At 69.0% G+C, this 22,479-nt stretch carries 22 protein-coding genes and 1 tRNA gene; 21 read left to right on the forward strand and 2 right to left on the reverse strand.

From position 1 onward, the window contains the following. Positions 1-8 precede the first annotated feature (8 nt). The 12 genes from ftsA (at position 9) to LRF89_RS09505 (ending at position 10,235) form a co-directional block, all read left to right on the forward strand. A complete protein-coding gene (gene ftsA / locus LRF89_RS09450; protein WP_201172437.1) occupies positions 9-1,247 on the forward strand; it encodes a cell division protein FtsA in 1,239 nt (412 codons plus the stop codon). Between the two features lie 48 nt (positions 1,248-1,295). Then, entirely contained in the window at positions 1,296-2,456 is a 1,161-nt protein-coding gene (ftsZ, locus tag LRF89_RS09455; RefSeq protein ID WP_201172434.1) for a cell division protein FtsZ, read from the forward strand. Positions 2,457-2,616: 160 nt separating this feature from the next. Further along, on the forward strand, positions 2,617-3,519 hold the full coding sequence (gene lpxC / locus LRF89_RS09460; RefSeq protein ID WP_238636991.1) for a UDP-3-O-acyl-N-acetylglucosamine deacetylase: 903 nt from the start codon (positions 2,617-2,619) through the stop codon (positions 3,517-3,519). A 68-nt stretch (positions 3,520-3,587) separates the two neighbouring features. Then, complete coding sequence (locus LRF89_RS09465) at positions 3,588-4,268, forward strand: phosphoglycolate phosphatase (RefSeq protein ID WP_201172431.1); 681 nt, start codon at positions 3,588-3,590, stop codon at positions 4,266-4,268. Between the two features lie 4 nt (positions 4,269-4,272). Continuing rightward, positions 4,273-5,748: an anthranilate synthase component I gene (trpE, locus tag LRF89_RS09470; RefSeq protein ID WP_238636992.1), complete on the forward strand. Its 1,476-nt coding sequence runs from the start codon at positions 4,273-4,275 to the stop codon at positions 5,746-5,748. Beyond that, the gene (locus tag LRF89_RS09475; protein WP_201172425.1) at positions 5,745-6,338 is read left to right on the forward strand and encodes an anthranilate synthase component II; all 594 of its coding nucleotides are present in this window, start codon (positions 5,745-5,747) and stop codon (positions 6,336-6,338) included. The genes trpE and LRF89_RS09475 overlap by 4 nt, the downstream gene beginning before the upstream one ends. A 45-nt stretch (positions 6,339-6,383) precedes the next feature. Continuing rightward, positions 6,384-7,412 carry an anthranilate phosphoribosyltransferase gene (gene trpD, locus LRF89_RS09480; protein WP_201172422.1) on the forward strand — a complete coding sequence of 343 codons (1,029 nt, stop codon included), beginning with the start codon at positions 6,384-6,386 and terminating at the stop codon, positions 7,410-7,412. Then, a complete protein-coding gene (gene trpC / locus LRF89_RS09485; RefSeq protein WP_201172419.1) occupies positions 7,409-8,227 on the forward strand; it encodes an indole-3-glycerol phosphate synthase TrpC in 819 nt (272 codons plus the stop codon). Before trpD ends, trpC begins: the two co-directional genes overlap by 4 nt. Before the next feature lie 156 nt (positions 8,228-8,383). Continuing rightward, on the forward strand, positions 8,384-9,202 hold the full coding sequence (speD, locus tag LRF89_RS09490; RefSeq protein ID WP_201172416.1) for an adenosylmethionine decarboxylase: 819 nt from the start codon (positions 8,384-8,386) through the stop codon (positions 9,200-9,202). A gap of 87 nt (positions 9,203-9,289) precedes the next feature. After that, positions 9,290-9,718, forward strand: coding sequence for a 50S ribosomal protein L13 (gene rplM / locus LRF89_RS09495; protein ID WP_201172413.1), 429 nt, complete (start codon positions 9,290-9,292; stop codon positions 9,716-9,718). 26 nt (positions 9,719-9,744) lie between these two features. Next, a complete protein-coding gene (gene rpsI / locus LRF89_RS09500) occupies positions 9,745-10,137 on the forward strand; it encodes a 30S ribosomal protein S9 (protein ID WP_201172401.1) in 393 nt (130 codons plus the stop codon). Between the two features lie 24 nt (positions 10,138-10,161). After that, a tRNA-Gln gene (locus LRF89_RS09505) sits at positions 10,162-10,235 on the forward strand. Between the two features lie 92 nt (positions 10,236-10,327). Here the strand turns inward: LRF89_RS09505 and LRF89_RS09510 are convergent. Beyond that, the gene (locus LRF89_RS09510; RefSeq protein WP_201172399.1) at positions 10,328-11,125 is read right to left on the reverse strand and encodes a class I SAM-dependent methyltransferase; all 798 of its coding nucleotides are present in this window, start codon (positions 11,123-11,125) and stop codon (positions 10,328-10,330) included. Between the two features lie 62 nt (positions 11,126-11,187). Here LRF89_RS09510 and LRF89_RS09515 point away from each other — a divergent pair, with 62 nt between their 5' ends. The 5 genes from LRF89_RS09515 to LRF89_RS09535 all read left to right on the forward strand — a co-directional run bounded on the left by LRF89_RS09515 (position 11,188) and on the right by LRF89_RS09535 (position 15,902). Next, complete coding sequence (locus tag LRF89_RS09515; protein WP_201172396.1) at positions 11,188-12,993, forward strand: PHA/PHB synthase family protein; 1,806 nt, start codon at positions 11,188-11,190, stop codon at positions 12,991-12,993. A gap of 89 nt (positions 12,994-13,082) precedes the next feature. Beyond that, the gene (locus tag LRF89_RS09520; RefSeq protein WP_201172393.1) at positions 13,083-13,319 is read left to right on the forward strand and encodes a hypothetical protein; all 237 of its coding nucleotides are present in this window, start codon (positions 13,083-13,085) and stop codon (positions 13,317-13,319) included. A 45-nt stretch (positions 13,320-13,364) separates the two neighbouring features. Then, positions 13,365-13,856 (forward strand): 5-(carboxyamino)imidazole ribonucleotide mutase, encoded by a 492-nt coding sequence (gene purE, locus LRF89_RS09525; RefSeq protein ID WP_201172390.1) that lies wholly within the window; start codon positions 13,365-13,367, stop codon positions 13,854-13,856. After that, positions 13,853-15,007 carry a 5-(carboxyamino)imidazole ribonucleotide synthase gene (locus tag LRF89_RS09530; RefSeq protein WP_238636993.1) on the forward strand — a complete coding sequence of 385 codons (1,155 nt, stop codon included), beginning with the start codon at positions 13,853-13,855 and terminating at the stop codon, positions 15,005-15,007. Before purE ends, LRF89_RS09530 begins: the two co-directional genes overlap by 4 nt. After that, on the forward strand, positions 14,994-15,902 hold the full coding sequence (locus LRF89_RS09535) for a recombination-associated protein RdgC (protein WP_238636994.1): 909 nt from the start codon (positions 14,994-14,996) through the stop codon (positions 15,900-15,902). Before LRF89_RS09530 ends, LRF89_RS09535 begins: the two co-directional genes overlap by 14 nt. A gap of 180 nt (positions 15,903-16,082) precedes the next feature. Here LRF89_RS09535 and LRF89_RS09540 read toward each other — a convergent pair whose 3' ends face one another. Next, on the reverse strand, positions 16,083-16,736 hold the full coding sequence (locus tag LRF89_RS09540; RefSeq protein WP_201172373.1) for an arylesterase: 654 nt from the start codon (positions 16,734-16,736) through the stop codon (positions 16,083-16,085). Between the two features lie 15 nt (positions 16,737-16,751). Between LRF89_RS09540 and LRF89_RS09545 the strand changes: the two genes are divergently transcribed. The 4 genes from LRF89_RS09545 (at position 16,752) to LRF89_RS09560 (ending at position 22,267) form a co-directional block, all read left to right on the forward strand. After that, a complete protein-coding gene (locus LRF89_RS09545) occupies positions 16,752-17,462 on the forward strand; it encodes an ABC transporter ATP-binding protein (protein ID WP_238633888.1) in 711 nt (236 codons plus the stop codon). Next, positions 17,459-19,966, forward strand: coding sequence for an ABC transporter permease (locus LRF89_RS09550; protein ID WP_238636995.1), 2,508 nt, complete (start codon positions 17,459-17,461; stop codon positions 19,964-19,966). The genes LRF89_RS09545 and LRF89_RS09550 overlap by 4 nt, the downstream gene beginning before the upstream one ends. Positions 19,967-20,110: 144 nt before the next feature. Beyond that, positions 20,111-21,592: a conjugal transfer protein TraF gene (traF, locus tag LRF89_RS09555; RefSeq protein ID WP_201172370.1), complete on the forward strand. Its 1,482-nt coding sequence runs from the start codon at positions 20,111-20,113 to the stop codon at positions 21,590-21,592. Positions 21,593-21,640: 48 nt separating this feature from the next. Next, positions 21,641-22,267 carry a hypothetical protein gene (locus tag LRF89_RS09560; RefSeq protein WP_238636996.1) on the forward strand — a complete coding sequence of 209 codons (627 nt, stop codon included), beginning with the start codon at positions 21,641-21,643 and terminating at the stop codon, positions 22,265-22,267. Positions 22,268-22,479: the final 212 nt, after the last annotated feature.

Genomic DNA, 22,479 nt, shown 5'->3' on the forward strand with positions numbered 1-22,479 from the left:
AGCAGAGCATGGTGCGAAAGAGCGAAGACAGCCTGTTGGTGGGCCTCGATATCGGTACCTCGAAGGTGGTCGCCATCGTCGGCGAGGCCAAGGAGGAGGGCGAGCTGGAGGTGATCGGTGTGGGCAGCCACCCGTCCCACGGTCTCAAGAAGGGCGTGGTGGTGAATATCGACTCCACGGTGCAGTCGATCCAGCGCGCCATCGAGGAGGCCGAGCTGATGGCCGGCTGCGAGATCCATTCGGCCTATGTCGGGATCTCGGGCAGCCACATCCGCAGCCTCAACTCCCACGGGATGGTGGCCATCCGCGACAAGGAGGTCCGCCAGGCCGATCTGGAGCGTGTCCTCGATGGGGCCAAGGCGGTGGCGATCCCGGCGGACCAGCAGATCCTGCACGTGATCCCGCAGGAGTTCGTCATCGACAGCCAGGAGGGTATCCGCGATCCCCTGGGCATGGCCGGCGTGCGGCTGGAGGCGCGGGTCCACATGGTCACCGGTGCGGTCTCGGCGGCGGACAACATCACCAAGTGCGTCCGCCGCTGCCAGCTGGACGTGGACGACATCGTTCTCCAGCAGCTGGCGGCGAGCCACGCTGTGCTCAGCGACGACGAGAAGGAGCTGGGCGTCTGCCTCGTCGATATCGGCGGCGGGACCACCGATATCGCGGTGTTCACCGGCGGCGCCATCCGCCATACCGCCGTCATCCCCATCGCCGGGCACCAGGTCACCAACGACATCGCGGTGGCGCTGCGGACGCCGACGCACCACGCCGAGGACATCAAGGTGCGCTACGCCTGCGCCCTGTCGCAGCTGGCCAACCCCGAGGAGAGCATCGAGGTGCCCTCGGTGGGTGACCGGCCGCCGCGCCGCCTGTCCCGCCAGTCGCTGGCGTCGGTGGTGGAGCCGCGCTACGAGGAACTGCTCTCGCTGGTGCAGTCGGAGCTGCGCAAGAGCGGCTTCGAAGATCTGATCCCGGCGGGCATCGTGCTCACCGGCGGTAGCTCGAAGATGGAGGGGGTCACCGATCTGGCCGAGGAGGTCTTCCACCTGCCGGTGCGCATCGGGGTGCCGAAGTTCGTTACCGGCCTATCCGATGTGGTGCGCAACCCGATGTACTCCACCGGCGTCGGTCTGCTCGCCTTCGGCGCGCGCAACCGCGAAAGCGGCATGTCGCCGGCGCTGGCGCAGGACGCCGGGATAACCGCCTTGTGGGGGCGGATGAAGAACTGGTTCAAGGGCAATTTCTAGTCATTTCAGTAATCGCTAGCGTCCGCGACGCTTGAGGAGGGCAGCATCATGTTTGATCTAATGGATACCGCCAATCAGAACGCGGTCATCAAGGTGATCGGAGTCGGCGGCGGCGGTGGCAACGCCGTCCAGCACATGGTTGAGAGCGAGATCGAGGGCGTGGAGTTCATCTACGCCAACACCGACGCCCAGGCCCTGGCCAATACCCGCGCCGGGGTGACGGTGCAGCTCGGTTCCGGCATCACCAAGGGCCTGGGGGCCGGGGCTGATCCGACCACCGGCCGGCAGGCGGCCGAGGAGTCCCGTGACCGCCTTCAGGAAGTGCTCGACGGGGCGGACATGGTCTTCATCACCGCCGGCATGGGCGGTGGCACGGGCACGGGGGCGGCCCCGGTGGTGGCCGAGGTCGCCCGCGAGATGGGCATCCTCGCCGTGGCGGTGGTGACCAAGCCGTTCCCGTTCGAGGGCAACAAGCGCATGGGCGTGGCCCAGGAGGGCATCAAGGAGCTGGAGAACAGCGTCGATTCGCTGATCACCATCCCCAATGAGCGGCTTCTGCCGGTGCTCGGCAAGAACCTGACCCTGATCGACGCCTTCAAGTCGGCCAACGACGTGCTCCATGGCGCGGTGCGCGGTATTGCTGAGCTGATCACCCGTCCGGGCCTGATCAACGTCGACTTTGCCGACGTGCGCACCGTGATGTCCGAGATGGGCATGGCGGTGATGGGCAACGGCGTGGCCTCGGGCGAGGGGCGTGCCCGCGAGGCGGCCGACCGGGCCATCGCCTGCCCGCTGCTCGAGGACTTCAACCTGGCCGGCGCCAACGGTGTTCTGGTCAACGTCACCGGTGGCTACAACCTCTCCATCGGCGAGTTCGACGAGGTCGGCAACGCCGTGCGCGAGTACGCCTCCGACGAGGCGACCGTGGTGGTCGGTGCCGTGATCGACCCCGAACTGGAGGACGAGCTGCGCGTGACGGTGGTGGCCACCGGTCTGGGGCCGGCGGTTCAGTCCGCTGAGGATGTGGCTCGCGTCGCCCAGCAGGCGCAGCCCGGTCCGCGCAAGCACACCGGCGAGGTCGACTACGCGCAGCTCGACCGGCCCACGGTGATCCGGCAGAACGCCGCCAACGAGCGCAAGGAGGCGGATACCGACGGCGACATGGAGTACCTGGATATCCCGGCGTTCCTGCGTCGCCAGGCCGACTGAGGCGCGGCGCGTTTTGTGCGCTGCAATATACTTTTTGGATTTGTTACACTAATATTTCGCGACGTCTCGCCGCTATAAACGGTGAAGGCGGTGTGTCCGGTCGCGCTGGTTGCGGCTGAGCACACATGTAGCCGCATGAGCAGTGGAGCCGAGTCGAGCCATGATCCGTCAACGCACCTTGAAGAACAGCATCCGCGCGACCGGCGTGGGCCTGCACACCGGCGAGAAGGTCTACCTGACCCTCCGCCCGGCTCCGGCCAATGTGGGCATCATATTCCGGCGGACGGATCTCGATCGCGAGATCAAGGCAACGGCCGCTGCGGTGGGCGATACCCGTCTCTCGACCTGCCTGGTCGAGGACGGGGTGCGTGTGTCCACCGTCGAGCACCTGCTCTCGGCGCTGGCCGGACTCGGGATCGACAACTGCTACGTCGATCTCTCCGCCGCCGAGGTACCGATTATGGACGGCAGTGCGGCGCCTTTTGTGTTCCTGGTCCGCTCTGCCGGGATCAAGGAGCAGGAGGCGCCGAAGCGCTTTGTGCGCATCCTGGAGCCGGTCCAGGTCGTCGACGGTGACAAGTGGGTGGCCTTCGAGCCCTTCGAGGGCTTCAAGGTCAGCTTCACCATCGACTTCGACCATCCGGTCTTCCTCGATCAGCACGCCCGGGCCGAGGTGGATTTCTCCTCGACCTCGTTCATCAAGGAGGTCAGCCGGGCGCGGACCTTCGGGTTCATGAAGGAGATCGAGGCGCTGCGGGCTTCCCGTCTGGCCCTGGGGGGCAGCCTGGACAACGCCATCGTGGTCGACGACTACCGGGTGCTGAACGAGGACGGGCTGCGCTACCGGGACGAATTCGTCAAGCACAAGATCCTCGACGCCATCGGCGACCTCTACCTGCTGGGCAGCAGCCTGATCGGCTCTTTCCACGGGCACAAGTCCGGGCACGCCCTCAACAACCGCCTCCTGCGCAAGCTCCTCGAGCACGAGCACGCCTGGGAGGAGGTGACCTTCGAGGAGTTCGACGAACTGCCCATTGCCTACGATCAGCCGGTGGTGGCCTGAGCGCCGCAGCAGCTTGCGGTCCGGGCCGGCCAGCCGGTAGGGTGTAGCTTTCTGCCTGAAAGCTGGCTATGGATCTCTCGCTGACTCGCGCGATTCTCTTCGATCTGGACGGGACGCTGGTGGATAGCGCCCCGGATCTGACCGCTGCCATCAACCAGGTTCTCACCGAGCGGGACCGGTCCCCGGTAACCGAGGAGCAGGTCCGTGGCTGGGTGGGCAACGGCGCCCGACGGCTGGTGGCGCGTGCCCTCACCGGCGAGGACGACGGTACCCCGCCCGACGAGGAACTGGACACCGCCCTGGAGCGCTTCTTCGAGTGCTACGGCGAGGCCGTTTATGTCCACAGTCGCCCCTTCCCCGGGGTTGTGGAGACCGTGCAGGCGCTGGCCCGGGCCGGCATGCGTCTGGCCGTGGTCACCAACAAGCCGCGGCGCTTCGCCGAGCCGATCCTCGAGGGCATGGGCGTGGCCGACGCCATCGATGTGGTCGTCGGCGGCGAGTGCACCGAGGCGCGCAAGCCCGATCCCGAGCCGCTGCGCCTGGCCATGGAGCGCCTGGGCGCGGCGTCGCGGACGGTGCTGATGGTCGGCGACTCGAGCACCGATGTCGAAGCGGCGCACAACGCCGGCATCCCGGTAGTCTGCGTGCCCTACGGCTATCGCCGCGGCGTCGCGCCGGAGGATCTGGGGGCCGACGCCATCGTCGATGACCTCAGCGGCGTGGTCACGCTGCTTCGCGGGGCGGCCTGAGGCGATGAAAGAGCACGAATTCCACAGCCTCGCCGAGGCCGGCTACACCCGTATCCCCCTTATCCGGGAGGTGCTGGCCGATCTCGACACGCCGCTGTCCACCTATCTCAAGCTCGCCCGCGGGCCGCGCTCCTTCCTCTTTGAGTCGGTGGAAGGTGGCGAGAAGTGGGGGCGCTACTCCATCATCGGCCTGACGGCCCGGACCGAGATCGCCGTCTACGGCCACCGGGTCGAGGTTCGCCGCGACGGCGCGCTGGTCGACGAGGAGCAGGTTCGCGATCCGCTCGCCTGGATCGAGGCCTACCAGCACCGCCACCGCGCCGCAACGCCCTCCGGATTCCCGCAGATGCCGCGTTTTCTCGGCGGGCTGGTGGGGTATTTCGGCTACGATACCGTGCGTTACGTCGAGCCGCGCCTGGCTGAGGGGGCCCCGGAAGACGCCCTGGGGCTGCCGGATATCTGCCTGGTGGAGGCCGAGGAGGTGGTGGTCTTCGACAACCTCGCTGGCCGGCTCTACCTGGTGGTCCACTGCGACCCGCGCGAGCCCGGCGCCTATGAGGCCGGGCTAGCCCGGCTCGACGAGCTGGCCGCGCGGCTGGCCGAGCCCGTGCAGCGGCCCCCGTCCCGGGGGCGTGGTGTGGCGGCCGGCGAGCCCCGCTACAACTTCACCCAGGCCGGCTTCGAGGACGCGGTGGAGCGGATCCGCGAGTATATCGCTGCAGGCGACGTGATGCAGGTGGTTCCCTCGCAGCGCATGAGCATGCCGTTCAGCGCCGAGCCGCTCGATCTCTACCGGGCGTTGCGTTGCACCAATCCGTCGCCTTACATGTATTTCCTCGATCTGGGTGCGTGCCAGGTGGTCGGATCCTCGCCGGAGATCCTGGTCCGCCTCGAGGATGGCGAGGTGGCCGTGCGTCCCATCGCCGGGACCCGCAAGCGCGGGGCCACCGAAGCCCGCGACCGGGAGCTGGAGCAGGAACTGGTCTCGGACCCTAAGGAGATCGCCGAGCACGTGATGCTCATCGACCTCGGGCGCAACGACGTCGGCCGGGTGGCCGAGACCGGCACCGTGCGCCTGACCGAGCGCATGGTGGTGGAGCGCTACTCCCAGGTCATGCACATCGTCTCTAACGTGGTTGGCCGGCTGCGTCCCGGGCTCGGCCCCATGGACGTGCTGCGGGCCACGTTCCCCGCCGGGACAGTCTCCGGCGCGCCGAAGATCCGCGCCATGGAGATCATCGACGAGGTCGAGCCGGTCAAGCGGGGCGTTTACGCCGGGGCCGTCGGCTATCTGTCCTGGTCGGGCAATATGGATACCGCCATCGCCATCCGCACGGCGGTGGTCCACGATGGCCAGGTCCATGTCCAGGCGGGCGCCGGGGTGGTCGCCGACTCGGTCCCCGAGCTGGAGTGGAAAGAGACCCTGAACAAGGGCCGGGCGTTGCTGCGCGCCGTCGAGATGGCCGAGGCTGGCTTATGATCCTGATGATCGACAACTACGACTCGTTCACCTGGAACCTGGTCCAGTACCTGGGTGAGCTGGGTGCCCGGGTCGAGGTGGTGCGCAACGACGAGATCAGTGCCGATGAGGTGCGCCGCTTGCGTCCGGAGCGCATCGTGATCTCGCCAGGGCCCTGCACGCCCAACGAGGCCGGCGTGTCGCTTGAGGTGGTCCGCTGCCTGGCCGGCGAGGTGCCCATCCTCGGCGTCTGTCTCGGGCATCAGACCATCGGGCAGGTGTTCGGTGGCCGCGTGGTCCGGGCCCGCGAGGTCATGCACGGCAAGACGTCCGCGGTGCGTCACCGCGGCCAGGGAGTCTTCGCCGGCCTCCCCGAGCCGCTGGAGGCCACCCGCTACCACTCGCTGATCGTCGAGCGCGAAAGCCTCCCTGAGGAGCTGGAGATCACCGCCTGGACCGAGGGGGCCCACGGCGCCGTCGACGAGATCATGGGTCTGCGCCATCGCCGTCTTCCGGTCGAGGGAGTGCAGTTCCACCCGGAATCGATCCTCACATCGTCCGGCCACGATCTGCTTCGCAACTTCCTCGAACAGCCCCGCGCCGTCGCCTGAACCCTGCCCCTAGTACCCTGAACCATCAAAAAACCGAGGCACCCCATGGACCTAACCGCCGCCCTTCGTCGAATCACGGAAAACCAGGACCTCAGCCCCGATGAGATGACCGCGGTCTTCCGCACGATCATGACCGGTGGGGCCACGCCGGCGCAGATCGGTGGCTTCCTCATCGGCATGCGCCTGAAGGGGGAGACGGTCCAGGAGATGGCCGCTGCTGCCTCGGTCATGCGTGAGCTCGCCGAGCGGGTCGATGTCGGCGACGACTTCCACCGCCTGGTGGACACCTGCGGCACCGGCGGTGATGCCAGCGGCACCTTGAACGTCTCCACCGCCGCCGCCTTCGTCACCGCCGCCGGGGGCATCCCGGTGGCCAAGCACGGTAACCGCTCGGTCTCCGGGCGCAGCGGCAGTGCCGATCTGCTCGAGGCCTGCGGCGCCACGCTGGAGCTCAGCAGCGAGGCGGTGGCCGAGTGCATCCGCCGGGTCAACGTCGGTTTCCTCTTTGCCCCGCTGCACCACAGCGCCATGAAACACGCCGTGGGGCCGCGCAAGGAACTCGGTGTGCGCACCCTGTTCAACCTGGTCGGCCCCCTGTCCAACCCGGCCGGGGCGCGGCGCCAGCTGCTCGGGGTGTTCGGCCAGGAGTGGGTGCGCCCGGTGGCCGAGGTGCTGCAGACCCTGGGCAGCGATCATGTGCTGGTGGTCCACGCCGAGGACGGGCTGGACGAGATCAGCATCGCCGCCCCGACGCGGATCGCCGAGCTGCGCAACGGGCAGATCGAGGAGTACACCGTCACGCCGGAGGATCTGGGGCTGCGCAGCGCGCCGCTCAATGAGGTGACCATCTCCGGCACCAAGGACAGCCTGGCCATGATCCGTGCCGCTTTCGCCGGCGAGCGCATTGCCGCCATGGAGCTGATCGCCGCCAACGCCGGTGCCGCGCTCTATGTCGGCGGTGAGGCGCCCGATCTGCGTCGTGGTGTGGAGCGGGCTCGGGAACTCATGACCTCCGGGGCCGCCGCCCAGACCCTGGAGCGCTTCGTGGCGACGACCCGGGAGCTCGCCCAATGAGCGCCACCGGGACGCCGGATATCCTGCGCCGCATCCTGCGCCGCAAGGCCGAGGAGGTGGTCGAGCGCGCCGAGGCCCGATCGCTGCGCGAGTTGTCGGCCGCCGCTGCCGACCTGGCGCCGACCCGCGGGTTCTGCGATGCGCTGCTGCAGCGGGTTGAGGCCGGCGGCGCCGGGGTCATCGCCGAGATCAAGCGCGCCTCGCCCAGCCGTGGCGTGATCCGCGACGACTTCCGGCCGGCGGCCATCGCCGCCGACTACCAGCGTCACGGTGCCGCCTGCCTGTCGGTGCTGACCGACCGCGACTTCTTCCAGGGCGATGACGCCCATCTGCAGGAGGCCCGCGAGGCCGTCACCGTGCCGGTGCTCCGCAAGGACTTCACCGTCGATGCCTATCAGGTCTACGAGGCGCGTGTCCTCGGGGCGGACTGCATCCTGCTTATCGCCGCGGCGCTGGGTGATGCGCAGCTGGCAGAGCTGCACGCCCTGGCGGTGGAACTGGGCATGGATGTGCTCATCGAGGTCCACGACGCCGAGGAGCTGGCCCGGGTCGCACCGCTGGGGCCGGCGCTGGTCGGCGTGAACAACCGGGACCTGCGGACCTTCCATACCGATCTGGCAACCAGCGAGGCGCTGGCCGGGGCGATGCCCTCCGGTGCCCTGGCAGTGACCGAGAGCGGCATCCACACCGCCGGGGATGTGGCCCGTATGCGCGCGGCCGGCATCCACGCCTTCCTGGTCGGCGAGGCGTTCATGTCCGCGGAGAGCCCGGGGGAACGGCTCGCCGAGCTCTTCGGCGGCCCCGCTGGGGCGTGACCGGCGGGGTGGCCGTGGGCCGCGCGGCGGGTGTTCCACGGAACGTCGGCCGCGGAGCTACTGTCCATTACAACGGTGGCGTTATCGCCAGATTTGTGCATAATTCCCTGCTTCCTTGAGCGCACACTTCCCACCGGCGACGGGAGGGCCCAGGCGTTGGTCGATTACACCCGCATCCGGCTCCACGGCTTCAACAATCTGACCAAGTCGTTGAGCTTCAACATCTACGACGTTTGCTACGCCAAGACCGAGGCGCAGCGGCGGGCGTATATCGAATATATCGACGAAGAGTACAACGCCGAACGGCTGACCGAGATCCTGACCAACGTCGCCGAGATCATCGGCGCCAATGTGCTCAACGTCGCGCGCCAGGACTATGACCCCCAGGGGGCCAGCGTGACCATCCTCATCTCCGAGGGTCCGGTGTCGCCCGAGGAGGCCGAGGAGAGCGCCGAGGCGCGGCCCGGGCCGCTGCCCGACGATGTCGTTGCCCACCTGGACAAGTCGCACATCACCGTGCACACCTACCCGGAGATGCATCCGGACAAGGGTGTGAGCACCTTCCGGGCGGACATCGATGTCTCCACTTGCGGCGTGATCTCGCCGTTGACGGCGCTCAACTACCTGATCCACTCGTTCGACTCGGACATCGTGACGATGGACTACCGCGTGCGCGGCTTCACCCGCGACGTGGAGGGGCACAAGCACTTCATCGATCACGAGATCAACTCGATCCAGAACTACCTCTCCGAGGACACCAAGGAGCGCTACCAGACCCTGGACGTGAACGTCTACCAGGAGAACATCTTCCACACGAAGATGATCCTGCGCGAGTTCGACCTGGATAATTACCTCTTCGGCGAGTCGAGTGCCGACCTTGACGATGAAGAGGCGAACACGATCCGCAGGCATCTGCGCCGGGAGATGATGGAGATCTTCGCCGGGCGCAACCTGCCGGCCAACCAAGAAGTCTGAGCCGCCGCGGACGGCGGGGGCAGTGGCGGTTGCCAGTACCGCCGCCTTCCGTTATTATGCGCGGTCTTCGACGGAGAGAGCGAAGCGATGAAGACGTATAGCGCCAAGCCCGCAGAGGTTCAACGCGACTGGTACCTGGTCGACGCCACCGACAAGACGCTCGGGCGGCTGGCCAGCGAGGTCGCGCATCGCCTGCGCGGCAAGCACAAGCCGGTCTTTACTCCGCACGTCGACGCGGGCGATTATATTGTCGTGATCAACGCCGACAAGGTTCGCCTGACCGGGCGGAAAGAGCGGGACAAGCAGTATTTCTGGCACACCGGTTTCCCGGGCGGCATCAAGAGCCGGTCCGTGGCCGAAGTGCGTGAACGTCATCCGGAGCGCCTGATCGAGAGCGCGGTGCGCGGGATGATGCCGAAGAACCGGCTGGGCCGGGCCATGCTCAAGAAGCTCAAGGTCTACGCCGGGAACGAGCACCGTCATCACGCTCAGCAGCCGCAGCCGCTGGAGCTCTGAGGCTACAATCGGGAACGATCAAGACCATGGCGAATCAGCAGTATTACGGAACCGGACGCCGCAAGACCTCTGCCGCGCGGGTGTTCATGACCCCGGGTAACGGCAATATCACCGTTAACGGTCGCCCGCTCGACGAGTACTTCGGGCGCGAGACCGGGCGCATGATCGTGCGCCAGGCGCTGGATCAGGTGGACGCCGCGGACAAGTTCGACATCAAGGCGACCGTCTCGGGCGGCGGGTCCAGCGGGCAGGCCGGTGCGGTGCGCCACGGCATTGCCCGGGCGCTGGCGAACTACGACGCCGAGCTCAAGGCGCCGCTGCGGCGTGCTGGTTTCATCACCCGCGATGCGCGCATGGTCGAGCGGAAGAAGATCGGCCTGCACAAGGCCCGTCGCGCGACGCAGTTCTCCAAGCGTTAACGCGGCGAAAGCAGCAGTTCCTGCTGGGGGATCGTCTAGCGGTAGGACTACGGACTCTGACTCCGTCAGCGGTGGTTCGAATCCACCTCCCCCAGCCATCTATACGGCCTATGCCCCGCGCCAGCGGACACCCTCGGGTGCCGCTGGCGCTTTCGTCCGGCCTCCCTTCCTCTCGACGCCGCCGTATATCCTAGCCCCGCTCGTAGATGTCGAAACGCACCGCCCGGCCGGATACCGCCCGGCTTGGCGGTGGGCCGGACACCGGGGCCGCGCGCTGCGGACGCTTGACCACCACCCGGCGGGTGGCGTGGGCCAGCGCCGCGGCCAGCAGGTCGGCTTCGGCCGGGGGCGGTGCGCTCGCGTGCAGGGCCCGCAGGACCTGCGCTGGGCGGCCGACGGCGCCGCGGGTGGCGCCGTCGGGGTACATCGGATCAACGTAGACCACCTCGCACGAGGCGGTGGGGAGCCGCCCTAGCACGTCGCGCAGATCCCCCGGTTGCAGGCGGATGCGCTCGGTCGTGGCGGCCAGCTGCGGCTCGGCGGCAGCCCGCTCGAGGGCGGCGGCGAGCAGGGCGGAGAGGACCGGGCTGCACTCGATCCAGGTCACCGAGGCGCCCAGAGCGGCGAGCACCCAGCCGTCCTGGCCGAGTCCGGCGGTGGCATCGACCACTGCCGTCTGCGGTCGTCTATGTAGCCCCACGGCGCGCGCCAACGGGTCGCGGCGGGGCGTGGAGCCGGCCACCCGGCGCTTCAGCTGCCGGTCCGCGAAGTCCACCGCCACCGGTCCGGGGGCGCGCCGGCCGAGCATCTGCAGCGCCGGCGGGTCGCCGGCGCGCAGCACCACCCCGGGGCCGGCGTCGGGGTGGGCGTCGAGTTGGGGCACGCCCAGGCGCTCGGCCCATGCGGCGGCGAGGGCATCGTCGCCGTCGGCCAGCACGCCGCGCAGCCCGGCATCGGTTGGCGCATCGCAACGCAATCCTGCGTGCATTAGTATGTTCCTCCGGAGACAAGACACCCGCGGGGCACGTGGCCCCGATCGCGAGGAGCGGTATGGCACAAGAGAACGGCACCCGGAACCAGGACATCGATTACGAGGCGCTCTCCCGGTCGCTGACCGAGATTACCGCCAAGAGTCAGGAGCTGGTGCAGGAGTTCCTGCAGCAGGAGCAGTCGACGCACCACGTGGCCATGGAGGACGCCGCGCAGATGGCGCAGCTGTTCCAGCAGCTGAGCGCGCGGGTGATGGCCGATCCGGCCCGCCTGATGCAGGTGCAGATGTCCTTCTGGCAGGACTACATGAGCCTGATGCAGAACGTGGCCCTGCGCTTCTGGGGGCTGGAGTCCGAGCCGGTGGCGCAGCCGGCCAAGGGGGATCGGCGCTTTCAGCACCAGCACTGGGAGGATCACCCCTTCTTCGATTTCGTTAAGCAGTCCTACCTCCTGGCGGCGGATCACACCCACGCGGTGGTCCGGGACGTGGAAGGGCTCGATGATCAGACCAAGAAGAAGGTGGATTTCTACACCCGGGCGTTCATCGACGCCATGGCCCCGTCGAACTTCGTGGCCACCAACCCCGAGGTGCTCGAGAAGACCGTCGAGACCGGCGGCCAGAACCTGCTGCAGGGGCTGAGCAATCTGCTCGACGACCTCAAGCGGGGTCGTGGCCGGCTCGACATCAAGATGACCGACTACGACGCCTTCGAGGTCGGCACCAACCTCGCCACCACCCCGGGGCAGGTGGTCTACCAGAACGAACTCATGCAGCTCATCCAGTATGAGCCCACCACCGCCGAGGTCCACAAGCGGCCCCTGCTGCTGGTGCCGGCGTGGATCAACAAGTACTACATCATGGATCTCAACAGCGAGAAGTCCATGGTGAAGTGGCTGGTGGATCAGGGCCATAGCGTATTCATCATCAGCTGGCGCAACCCCGACGAGAGCCTGGCCGAGAAGCGCTTCGAGGATTACATGCTCGAGGGGCCGGTGACGGCCATGGATGTCGTCCAGGAGATCACCGGCAGCGACGAGATGAACCTGGTTGGCTACTGCCTCGGCGGGACCCTGTCGGCTTGCACCCTGGCCTGGCTGGCGGCCCGCGGGGACCGGCGCATTCAGGCCGCGACCTTCCTGACCTGCATGCTCGACTTCGAGTACCCCGGTGAGCTGGAGGTCTTCCTCGACGAGGAGCAGATCGCCACGCTGGAGCGGCGCATGAGCCGGAAGGGCTATCTGGAGGGTCGGTACATGTCCACGACCTTCAACATGCTCCGCGCCAACGACCTGATCTGGTCGTTCTTCGTGAACAACTACCTCAAGGGCGATGAGCCGTTCCCCTTCGATCTGCTCTACTGGAACTCCGATTCCACCAACATGCCCGCCAAGATGCATAGCTTCTACCTGCGCAACATGTATCAGCGCAACCTGCTCAAGGAGCCGGGTGCCCTGGAGCTGGCGGGGGAGGCCATCGACCTGGGCCGGGTCGACATCCCGGCCTACTTCATGTCGGCCAAGGAAGACCACATCGCCCCCTGGAAGAGCACCATCCGTGGCCCGCGGCTGCTCTCCGGTCCTACCCGCTACGTGCTTGGCGGATCCGGCCACATCGCCGGCGTCATCAATCCGCCCCACAAGAACAAGTACGGCTACTGGACCAACACCGCCAAGACGGTGGATCAGGATGAGTGGCTGGCCGGGGCCGAGGCCCACGAGGGCTCATGGTGGAACGACTGGGGGCAGTGGCTGGCCGGCCACGGCGGCGAGAGCGTTGCTGCACGGAAGGTCGGGTCGAAAAAGCACGCCCCGATCGAGCCGGCACCGGGCTCCTACGTCCGCCACGGCGTGCTCTACGGCGACTGAAGCCATCTTCCGGGTCGGGCGGGCTGGTGTCGACGGCCGGCCCGGATTACACTTATGCACTGAGTCAAACTTGCGGGCAGCGCGTTGCCATGGACGTGACCGCTTTCAATCCGGCGGGGATGCAGGCCATCCACCGCGCGGACGAGGGCCTGACCCGGACCGCCGCCCAGGTGGCCCGGGTTACAGCGCAGTCCGATCCTCGCTCCGAGGAGATGCACACGGCGGTCATCCAGTCGCTGAGCTACGAGCAGCAGGGACACGCCGGCGTCCGCGTCGTGCGGGCCGTCGACGAGATGACCGGCACGCTGCTCAATATCCGCTCCTGACCTCCCGCCCGTGCTACAATTTTCGCTTTTGCGAGTGGACCCGTTATGACCGACGCGCAGCCGTTAGTGGGCGTCGTGATGGGCAGCAGTTCCGATTGGGACACCCTCTCCGGCGCCGCCGAGGTGCTTCGTGACTTCGAGGTGCCCCATGAGGCCCGAGTGGTCTCTGCCCACCGAACCCCGCAACTGATGGCCGACTACGCCGCCGAGGCCGAAGAGCGCGGCCTGCGGGCGATCATAGCCGGCGCCGGCGGTGCCGCCCATCTGCCCGGCATGCTCGCCGCGCAGACCATCGTGCCGGTGCTCGGGGTGCCGGTGCAGTCGAAGGCCCTTAACGGCCTCGACTCGCTGCTGTCCATCGTCCAGATGCCGGCCGGCGTGCCCACCGCCACCTTCGCCATCGGCACCGCCGGCGCGCGCAATGCGGCGCTCTTTGCGGTGGCCATGCTCGCCCGCGAGGATCCGCGCTACGCCGACGCGCTCAAGGCCTTCCGCACCCAGCAGGCCGAGCGCGTCTATGGGGAGGAGCTCTCATGACCGTCGCCGCGCCGATCTTGCCGGGAGCGGCCATCGGCATCCTCGGTGCCGGCCAGCTCGGCCGCATGCTCGCCGTGGCCGCGCGGCGTTCCGGCTACCGGGTCCACGTCATCGCCCCCGGCGCCGGGCAGGCCCCGGCCGGGCAAGTGGCCGATGTCGTGCACGACGCCGAGCCCACGGCGGAGCTGCTGCGCAGCCTGGCTGGCGAGCTGAGCGTGCTGACCTACGAGTTCGAGAATCTGCCCCGGGGGGCCGTCGAGGCCGCCGCGGAGTGCCTACCGGTGCGGCCGTCCCCCCACGCCCTCGCGACGACGCAGAACCGCGCCCTGGAGAAGACCTTCCTGCGCCAGCACGGCCTGCCCACGGTCCCCTTCGAGTCCGTCCGCGGGGCCGCGGAGGCGGCCGCTGCCGTGGAACGTCTCGGTGCCCCGGCGGTGATCAAGAGCGCCGGGCTGGGTTACGACGGCAAGGGCCAGGCGGGGGTGGATAGCGTCGAGGCCGTGGCCGCTGCATGGCCGGCCATCGGTGCCGAGGAGGCGGTGGTCGAGGCGCGTATCGATCTGGCCATGGAGGTCTCGGTGGTGGCCGCCCGCGGCGTGGATGGCCGTCTTGTCCACTACGGGGTGACCGAGAATCGCCACCGGGACCACATCCTCGATCTGTCGGTCAGCGATGCCGACCTCGACCCGGCGTTGTGTCAGCAGGCCGTGGAGATCGCCCGGGTGGTGGGAGAGGGGCTCGACGCCGTCGGCACCTACTGCGTCGAGTTCTTCATCGACGCCGGCGGACAGCTGATGGTCAACGAGATCGCCCCGCGGCCGCACAACTCCGGCCACCTGACCATCGAGGGGGCGGTCACCTCACAGTTCGACCAGCAGTTGCGTGCCATCTGCGGCTTGCCCCTGGGTAGCACCCGGCGGTTGACCCCGGCGGCCATGGTCAACCTGCTCGGCGATGTCTGGGATGCCGGCACCCCGCCCTGGGACGAGGTCTTCGCCGACCCGGCGGCCACCCTCCACCTCTACGGCAAGGGCGCGCCGAGCCCCGGCCGCAAGATGGGCCACATCACCGTGCTCGGCGACGACCGGCAGGAGGCCGCCGACCGAGCCCTGAAGCTGCGCAACCGACTGGCCCCCCATGTGGTTTCGTAACCTGATCCCCTACCGCCTGCGCGATGACGTCGCTTACGACCCCGAGACCGCCGACCAGCGCCTGGGTGCGCTCGCCTTCACGCCCTGCGGGGCACTGGAGCCGAGCCGCAGTGGGTTCGTACCGCCGCTCGGCCCCGGGGCGCCGCTGGTGCACGCCGCCGCCGGCAGCCTGCTCTTCTGTCTGCAGGAGGAGACGAAGCTGCTGCCCGCGGCGGTGATTCGCGAGGCTATGGACGAGCGCATCAGCGCCGTGGAGGCGGCCGAGCATCGCAAGGTGCGCAAGCGCGAGCGCGACCGCATCCGCGACGAGGTGGTCACCGACCTGATGCCGCGGGCATTCAGCCGCCACAAGCGGACCTGGGGCTACCTGGATACTGAGGCCGGCTACCTGGTGGTGGACGCCGGCTCCGAGAAACAGGCCGAGCACTTCGTCGAGCAGCTGCGCGAGGCGTGGGGGGATCTCACCCTCAGTCCGCCGGAGACCGAGATGGGGCCGGGGACCATCATGACCCGCTGGCTGGCGCAGCAGCAGTTGCCCGGTGACCTGGAGCTAGGCGAAGAGGCGGTGCTCGAGGACCCCAACGCCGAGGGTTGCGAGGTCCGCGTCAAGCGCCAGGACCTGACCTCCGACGAGATGCGTGCCCACATCGATGCCGGCAAGCGCGTTCGCCGGCTGGCGGTGACCTACAGCGAGCGGCTCAGCGCGGTGCTCGACACCGACTTGAGCCTGCGCCGCCTGAAATTCCACGACGTCATCCGCGAGCAGGCCGGCGACTGCGACCCGGAGAGCCAGGCCGAGCAGCTCGATGCCGACTTCTCGCTGATGACCCTTGAGCTGCGCACCCTGATCCCGCGCATGATGGAGTGGTTCGGCGGCGAGAAAGCCACCTCCTGATACCTGCCCCCAGGGGCGACCGACGATCACCGCCGGCGGGGGCGTGCTGGCGCCGGTGCCGACCTGGGGACGCTACCCGCCCACCTTTGGGGGCTCCACGCTCGCCGTCCCTGGCGAGCGAGGCCCCTGGCCGACCCCGGCCTCACCCCGCCCTCGCCGGTCGGGGGCGTCAGTCAGCCGTCAGGAGGGGGCGTCGAGTAGCTCGCGCAGGGTCTCCCACACCCGCTCGGCGATCTTCGGCTGCGCCTCGGCGGTGGGGTGGACCCCGTCGTTCTGCATCATCCCGTCCCGGTCCCAGACCCCATCGAGGAGAAAGGGGATCACCGGCAGGTCGTGCTCTTCGGCCAGTTCGGGGTAGATGGCCGCGAACTGCTCGGTGTAGGTTCGCCCGTAGCTCGGTGGGATGCGGATGCCGATCAGCAATACCTGGCTGTCCGCCTCGTGGGCCTGCTCGATCATCCGCGCCAGGTTGCTGCGGATCCGCTCCGGGGGTTGGCCGCGCAGGCCGTCGTTGCCCCCGAGCTGGAGCAGGACGATCTCCGGCTCGTGTTCCTGGAGGGCGTCGGGCAGGCGCCGGGTCCCGCCGCTGGTGGTCTCGCCACTGCGGCTGACGTTGGTCACCCGGTGGGGCAGGTCGGCCTCGTCCAGGCGTGTCTCGAGTAGAACGGGCCACGCCTCGTCGCGGTCGAAGCCGTAGGCGGTGGAGAGTGAATCGCCGAAGACCAGGATGGTCGGACGCTCGGCGGCGGCCGCCGCCGGCGCCAGGAGCAGCGCCAGTGCCGCGGCGAACAACGCCCGGCGCAGGGGCAAAAAGAAGCAGCCGGTACCAGCCATAGGAGCGAACACCCGATGCTGAAGGAAGAAGCCGACGCCCCCGCCGCGGCGGGCACCCCTCACCCGGCGCTGGAAGCCCGCGGCCTGGGGATGCGCTTTCGTGGCCCCGACGGCGAGGTCGTCCTGTTCGATAACCTGAATCTTACCATCCGCCACGGCGAGAGCGTCGCCATCCTGGGGGCCTCGGGCTCCGGTAAATCGACCCTGCTCGGGCTGCTGGCCGGCCTGGAGCAGCCCGCCAGCGGGCAGGTCTGTGTCGACGGCGAGGAGCTGACCGCGCTGGACGAGGACGGGCGTGCGGCGGCGCGGGCCGGACGCATCGGTTTTGTCTTCCAGGCCTTCCATCTGCTCGGCGGGCTCTCGGCGCTGGAGAACGTGCGCCTGGCCTTGGAACTCTCCGGCCGTGGTGGCGACGGTGAGGCGGCGGCTGCGGCGCTGCAGCGGGTGGGGCTGGGGCATCGCCTGCACCATACCCCCGAGCGGCTCTCCGGCGGCGAGCAGCAGCGGGTGGCCATCGCCCGCGCCTTCGTGACGGAGCCGCGGCTACTAATGGCCGACGAGCCCACCGGCAACCTGGACGACACCATCGGTGCCCAGGTGGTGGACCTGCTCTTCGACCTCAACCGGGAGCACGGCACCACCCTGATCCTGGTCACCCACGATCCCTCGGTGGCCGAGCGCTGCGAGACCGTCTATCGCTTCCGCGAGGGGGTGCTGGCCCGATGAGCGCCCCGAACTCTGCGATTGGCACCACGCTGCGGCTAGCCGCGCGCTTCCTGCGACGCGATCTGGCCGCCGGCCGGCTGGGGATCCTCGCCGCCGCGCTGGTTGTGGCTGTGGCCGCGGTGACCGCCGTTGGGTGGCTGGGCGACCGGGTGGGGGCGGCCACCACCGAGCGCGCGGCGGAGCTGATCGCCGCCGATCGCCTGGTGCGCACCGACGACGCCGCTCCGCAGGCGTGGCTGGACGAGGCCCGCGAGCGCGGCCTGCAGGCGGCGCGCACCGTGGAGTTCCCCACCGTGGTGGCTGCCGATGGCAGCACGCGCCTGGTCTCCGCCAAGGCGGTGGAGGTCGGCTACCCCCTGCGCGGTGAGCTGCGCTACGCAGAGGATCGCGAGAGCGCCGACCGGGTGGCGGAGCAGCGCCCGCAGCCGGGTGAGGCCTGGGTTGAGCCGCGACTGCTCGACCTGCTCGGCGCCGAGCTCGGCGGATCGCTGGAGGTCGGCGAGAGCGAGCTGCCCATGACGCGGCTGGTTACCGCCGAGCCCGATCGTGCCGGCATGTTCGGCACCGTGGCGCCCCGGGTGCTGATGGCCTGGGAGGACATCGCAGATACCGGGTTGGTGGGCGAGGGCGTGCGGGTGAGCCACGCCCTGCTGCTCGCCGGCCCCGATGCCGAGCTGGATGCCTTCGCTGAGTGGCTGCGCGGGGCGGATGGCCCGGAGGCCGAGGTGCTTACCGGCACCGAGGCGCAGCCGGCCATCCAGGAGATCGTCGGCCAGGCCGAGCGGTTCCTGGGCCTGGCGGCGCTGATCACCGTGGTGGTCGCCGCCGCCGCGGTGCTGCTCACCGCCCGGCACTACGCCGAGGCGCAGCTCGACCGCGTGGCGGTCATGCGCGTGCTCGGCGCTCGGCAGGGCCGGGTGGTGGCCATCCAGGCCGCGGTCCTCGGCGCGGTGGCGCTCGCCGCCGGCGTGCTCGGCGCGGCCATCGGCTTCGCCCTGCACGCGGTGATGATCGCCCTGCTGGCCGATGTGCTGCCGCCCAACCTGCCAGCGCCGGGCCTGCTGCCGGCCGTCTACGGGGTGGGCCTGGGCGTGGCCGCGGCGGCCGGGTTCGCCCTGCCCACGGCGGCGCGGCTGCGCCATGTGCCGCCCATGCGGGTGCTGCGGCGCACCGCGGGTGCCGGCGTGGTGCGGACCGGCGGGGCCTACGCCGTGGCGGCGGCGGTGATCGCCGCGCTCATGGTCTGGCGCGCCGGCGATCTCACCCTGGCCGGCGTGGTCCTGGCGGCCACGGCCGCCACCCTGGCCGCCCTGGCCATCGCTGCGTATGCCGCCGTGCGCCTGGCCGGCTGGCTGCGTGCGCGCAGCGGCTCGCGGCTGCTCTGGCTCACCGGGCCGAGCCGGCGTCCCGGCGCCACCGTGGTGCAGGTGGTGGCCGTGGGCCTGGGGCTGATGGCGCTGCTGCTGCTCTCGGCGGTCCGCGAGGACCTGCTCGATACCTGGCAGGCCGGCATCCCCGACGATGCGCCGGATACCTTCCTCATCGACGTGGCGCCGGAGGAGGTCGAGCCGCTGCAGGCCTTCCTGGCCGAGGAGTTGGACACCGAGGTGACCCTTTACGCCATCACCCGCGGCCGGCTCGACGCCATCAACGAGGACCGCGTCCGCCCCGGTGATTTCGAGTCGCCGCGGACCCAGCGCATGGTCGACCGGGATCTCAACCTCACCTGGGCCGAGACGCTGCCCGAGGACAACCGCGTGGTCGCCGGCGAATGGTGGGGCGACGACCCCGGTGCCGAGTGGTCGGTGGAGGCCGGTTACGCCGAGCGCGTGGGCATCGGTGTGGGCGACGAGATCAGCTTCGTCATCGACGGCGAGCCGGTTAGCGGTACGGTGACCTCGCTGCGCGAGCTGCGCTGGGACAGCTTCAATCCCAACTTCTTTGTCATCGCCGCGCCGGGGATGATCGATGCCCATCCGGAGTACATCACCAGTTTCCGCCTCGGGGACGCCGCCGAGCGGGTGCTGCCGGAGCTCAACGAGCGCTTCCCCGGGGCTACGCCGCTGGATATCGGGGCCATCCTGGAGACCGCCCGGCGAATCATCGGCCAGGGGGCACGGGTGGTGGAGCTGATGGCTGCTCTGACCCTGGTGGCCGGGGTGGTCGTGCTGCTCGCAGCGCTGCGCACGGCGGCGGCGCAGCGGCGCTTCGAGGCCTCGCTGCTGCGTGCCCTGGGCGCCTCGCGGCGACGGCTGGAGGCCATCGCGGTGGCCGAGCTCGCGGCCTCCGGGGCGCTGGCCGGGCTGCTGGCCGGCATCGCCGCCGCCTCGGGCGGCTACTTGGCGGCCCGGTACCTGTTCGATCTGACCTACGCCTTCCCCGGATCGGTGGTGGTGCTGGGTGCGGTCGTCGGCGCGGTGACGGTGGCCGGCGCGGGCTGGCTGGGGGCCCGCCGGGACTGGCGCAGCAGCCCCATGGAGCTGCTGCGCGGCGGCGAGTCCTGAGCCGCTAGGGCCCGGGCAACCGGCCGCACCCGCGGCCGGTTGCCCTGCGGCGATAAAATCCTTGTGACCTCTCGTGTTGTCGGGTAATTTCACCCCTATGGGCAGGCGCGCCCCGTGGCCTGCCGCACGGGAAGGGGGATCCCGATGAGAAGAGCACTCCTCGGTGCAGGCACCGGCCTGGCCGCCACCCTGGCCTGCACACCGCTGCTGGCCGCACCCTACCATCCGTCCGGCGCCAACCTCGCCTACGGTGAGATCAGCCACACCCAGGGGGTGATGGGCAGCGTCGCCAACCCCGCCTCCGGCGCCGCCATGCCGCGGGGCTTTCGCTTTGGCCTCGGTTCCCTCGGGGTCGGTTATGAGCTCGGCGAGGTGGACGACTTCCTCGACGCCTTCGAGACCTGGGCGGATGAGGGCGTCGACCGGAGCGCCCTGATCGACTCGGTCGGCGACTCAGTCGAAGACTTGGACTTCAGTGATATAAGCCCAAGCGATGATCCGAGTGATCTGGAAGAGTTTGAGGATCTCCTCGCTTCCATTGAGCGGCTGCTTGAGGTCGAGCAGGCAGGCGATACCCTGATCCAGTCGGTGGGCGACAACGCCGCGCTCAACCTTACCGGTGCCTTCCGTGCACTTACGCCCTTGGTGGTTAACCACGACGTTCTGGGCGGCGCCGTGAGCTTCGATATACACGGCAGCGTCAGTGGCCGGGTTGGCGTGATGACCGACGGGACCTTCGAGACCGGGTTGGCCGGTATCCCGCTGAGCTCGGATGATTGGGGTACAGATGGTAGCAAGTTCACCGCCACAGGCCCCGACGGCGTCGAGTGGACAATCGACGATGACAGCGTAAAAGAGGGCGGTGACGAAGTCGACATAGCCGACGGTAGCCTTGGTGTCTACTCCGACATGGAAGCCGCCGCCATTGGGCGCTTCTCCCTCGGCTACTCCGCCCGCACCTACAGCAGCCGCGACGGTGAGCTCTTCGTCGGCGGCCGCGGTCACTACTACCAGGCCGAGATGGCCCGGGCGGTCAGCGAGATCGACGACGACGCGCTGGATACCCTGAGTGACGACTTCTCCGACAGCCGCTCCAGCGACGACGCCTTCGGCGTCGATCTGGGCCTGCTCTGGGTGGCGCGCAACTACCAGGTCGGGCTGACCGGCAAGAACCTCAACGAGCCGAGCCTCGACTACCCGGAGATCGCCGGCTACGACGACTTGCCTGCCTCGGTGCAGGACCGGGTCAGTCGCACCAAGAGCTACACCCTGGAGCGTCAGGGCACGGTGGAGGCTTCGCTCCACTCGCCCAATCGGCGCTGGATGCTCGGCTTCAGTCACGATCTCAACAGCGTCGAGGGGCCCCACGGCGCTGAGAACAACAACGAGTACCAGTGGACGGCGGTGGGCGTGGGCTATGCCAGTGAGAGCTATCTCTGGCCGGGGTTCCGGCTCGGCTACCGGACCAATAACGCCGGCAGCGAGCTGTCGTACATCACCGGCGGCTTGACCCTGTTCCGCGTCCTGAACATCGACGCCGCGGTGAGTACCGACGATGTGGAGCACGACGGTTCCTCCGTGCCCCGCTCGGCGCTGGTCAATGTCGGCCTCGAACTCGGATTCTAGCCGCCCACCGGCGGCCCATGTGTGACGTATTGCCTTGGGGGGAGACCCATGCAGCAGAAAAGCCTAGGGATCATCGCCATCGTCGGTGCCGGCGTGGTGGCGGCGGGGTGCAGCACCACCTCCAGTTATACCGACTACGACGAGCGCGCCTTTTACTCCGGTGGTACCGCCGGCAACCTTCCCTACGTGGAAATCGGCCCGGTGGAGGCCTCGGCCCGCGGCTTTGCCTGGACCAGTTGCGACGCGCTGGTTGATCAGGTCGCCGACGAGCTGGCCGAGCAGGCCGCGGAGAAGGGTGGCAATGCTCTGATCAACGTGCGCTGGACCAACCTCGACGACGGCTCCACCACCGCCGAGCCGATCTGCACTACCGGTTGGGGGTGGTTCGCCTTGGCCGGCGTCGGCGGCCTGCACCCTTGGGTGCGGGGCACCGAGGCCCGCGCGGTGGTGGTCTTCGCCGATGATGAGCGGCTCGAGGAGCTTGGCGGACGCGTGACTGAGTTGCGCGAGCAGCTGGCCCGGGAGCGCGCCGAGGCCCGGCGGGCGGCGCGAGAGGAAGCGGCCGAAGAGGCTGCCGCGGAACAGGACCGGGCCGAGGAGCAGGACGAGGCTGAGGAGCAGAACGAGGGCCAGGGAGCGGCCGATGACGAAGCCGGCGGAGATGCTGAATCGTAGCCTTTCACAGCATTCAAGGCGCGCGTTGGTCGGCCGTTAACCGGGGATAGGTTTTTCCGATAAGGCCTTCCCATGGATCGGACATTCGTAGCAGTGCTGGGCCTGTTGCTGGCCGCGGTGAGCACCGCGGCCAGGGCCCCGGGTCCCCCCCGGGGGCGCGGGGCCCCCGGTGGTGTGGGTTGGGGGGGCGGGGCCCCCCCGGGCGGTGGGCG

The organism is Halorhodospira sp. 9621 (genome assembly GCF_022228055.1).
Taxonomy (GTDB): domain Bacteria; phylum Pseudomonadota; class Gammaproteobacteria; order Nitrococcales; family Halorhodospiraceae; genus Halorhodospira; species Halorhodospira halophila_A.

Excerpts from the sequence above, each read along its gene's own strand:
- LRF89_RS09465 (WP_201172431.1), top strand. The coding sequence starts at position 3,588 with ATGGATCTCTCGCTGACTCGCGCGATTCTCTTCGATCTGGACGGGACG.
- ftsA (WP_201172437.1), top strand. The coding sequence starts at position 9 with ATGGTGCGAAAGAGCGAAGACAGCCTGTTGGTGGGCCTCGATATCGGT.
- trpC (WP_201172419.1), top strand. The coding sequence starts at position 7,409 with ATGAGCGCCACCGGGACGCCGGATATCCTGCGCCGCATCCTGCGCCGC.
- LRF89_RS09545 (WP_238633888.1), top strand. The coding sequence starts at position 16,752 with ATGCTGAAGGAAGAAGCCGACGCCCCCGCCGCGGCGGGCACCCCTCAC.
- LRF89_RS09510 (WP_201172399.1), bottom strand. The coding sequence starts at position 11,125 with ATGCACGCAGGATTGCGTTGCGATGCGCCAACCGATGCCGGGCTGCGC.
- ftsZ (WP_201172434.1), top strand. The coding sequence starts at position 1,296 with ATGTTTGATCTAATGGATACCGCCAATCAGAACGCGGTCATCAAGGTG.
- LRF89_RS09540 (WP_201172373.1), bottom strand. The coding sequence starts at position 16,736 with ATGGCTGGTACCGGCTGCTTCTTTTTGCCCCTGCGCCGGGCGTTGTTC.
- LRF89_RS09535 (WP_238636994.1), top strand. The coding sequence starts at position 14,994 with ATGTGGTTTCGTAACCTGATCCCCTACCGCCTGCGCGATGACGTCGCT.
- purE (WP_201172390.1), top strand. The coding sequence starts at position 13,365 with ATGACCGACGCGCAGCCGTTAGTGGGCGTCGTGATGGGCAGCAGTTCC.
- LRF89_RS09560 (WP_238636996.1), top strand. The coding sequence starts at position 21,641 with ATGCAGCAGAAAAGCCTAGGGATCATCGCCATCGTCGGTGCCGGCGTG.
- traF (WP_201172370.1), top strand. The coding sequence starts at position 20,111 with ATGAGAAGAGCACTCCTCGGTGCAGGCACCGGCCTGGCCGCCACCCTG.
- rpsI (WP_201172401.1), top strand. The coding sequence starts at position 9,745 with ATGGCGAATCAGCAGTATTACGGAACCGGACGCCGCAAGACCTCTGCC.
- trpE (WP_238636992.1), top strand. The coding sequence starts at position 4,273 with ATGAAAGAGCACGAATTCCACAGCCTCGCCGAGGCCGGCTACACCCGT.
- trpD (WP_201172422.1), top strand. The coding sequence starts at position 6,384 with ATGGACCTAACCGCCGCCCTTCGTCGAATCACGGAAAACCAGGACCTC.
- LRF89_RS09515 (WP_201172396.1), top strand. The coding sequence starts at position 11,188 with ATGGCACAAGAGAACGGCACCCGGAACCAGGACATCGATTACGAGGCG.
- LRF89_RS09475 (WP_201172425.1), top strand. The coding sequence starts at position 5,745 with ATGATCCTGATGATCGACAACTACGACTCGTTCACCTGGAACCTGGTC.
- LRF89_RS09550 (WP_238636995.1), top strand. The coding sequence starts at position 17,459 with ATGAGCGCCCCGAACTCTGCGATTGGCACCACGCTGCGGCTAGCCGCG.
- lpxC (WP_238636991.1), top strand. The coding sequence starts at position 2,617 with ATGATCCGTCAACGCACCTTGAAGAACAGCATCCGCGCGACCGGCGTG.
- LRF89_RS09520 (WP_201172393.1), top strand. The coding sequence starts at position 13,083 with ATGGACGTGACCGCTTTCAATCCGGCGGGGATGCAGGCCATCCACCGC.
- rplM (WP_201172413.1), top strand. The coding sequence starts at position 9,290 with ATGAAGACGTATAGCGCCAAGCCCGCAGAGGTTCAACGCGACTGGTAC.
- LRF89_RS09530 (WP_238636993.1), top strand. The coding sequence starts at position 13,853 with ATGACCGTCGCCGCGCCGATCTTGCCGGGAGCGGCCATCGGCATCCTC.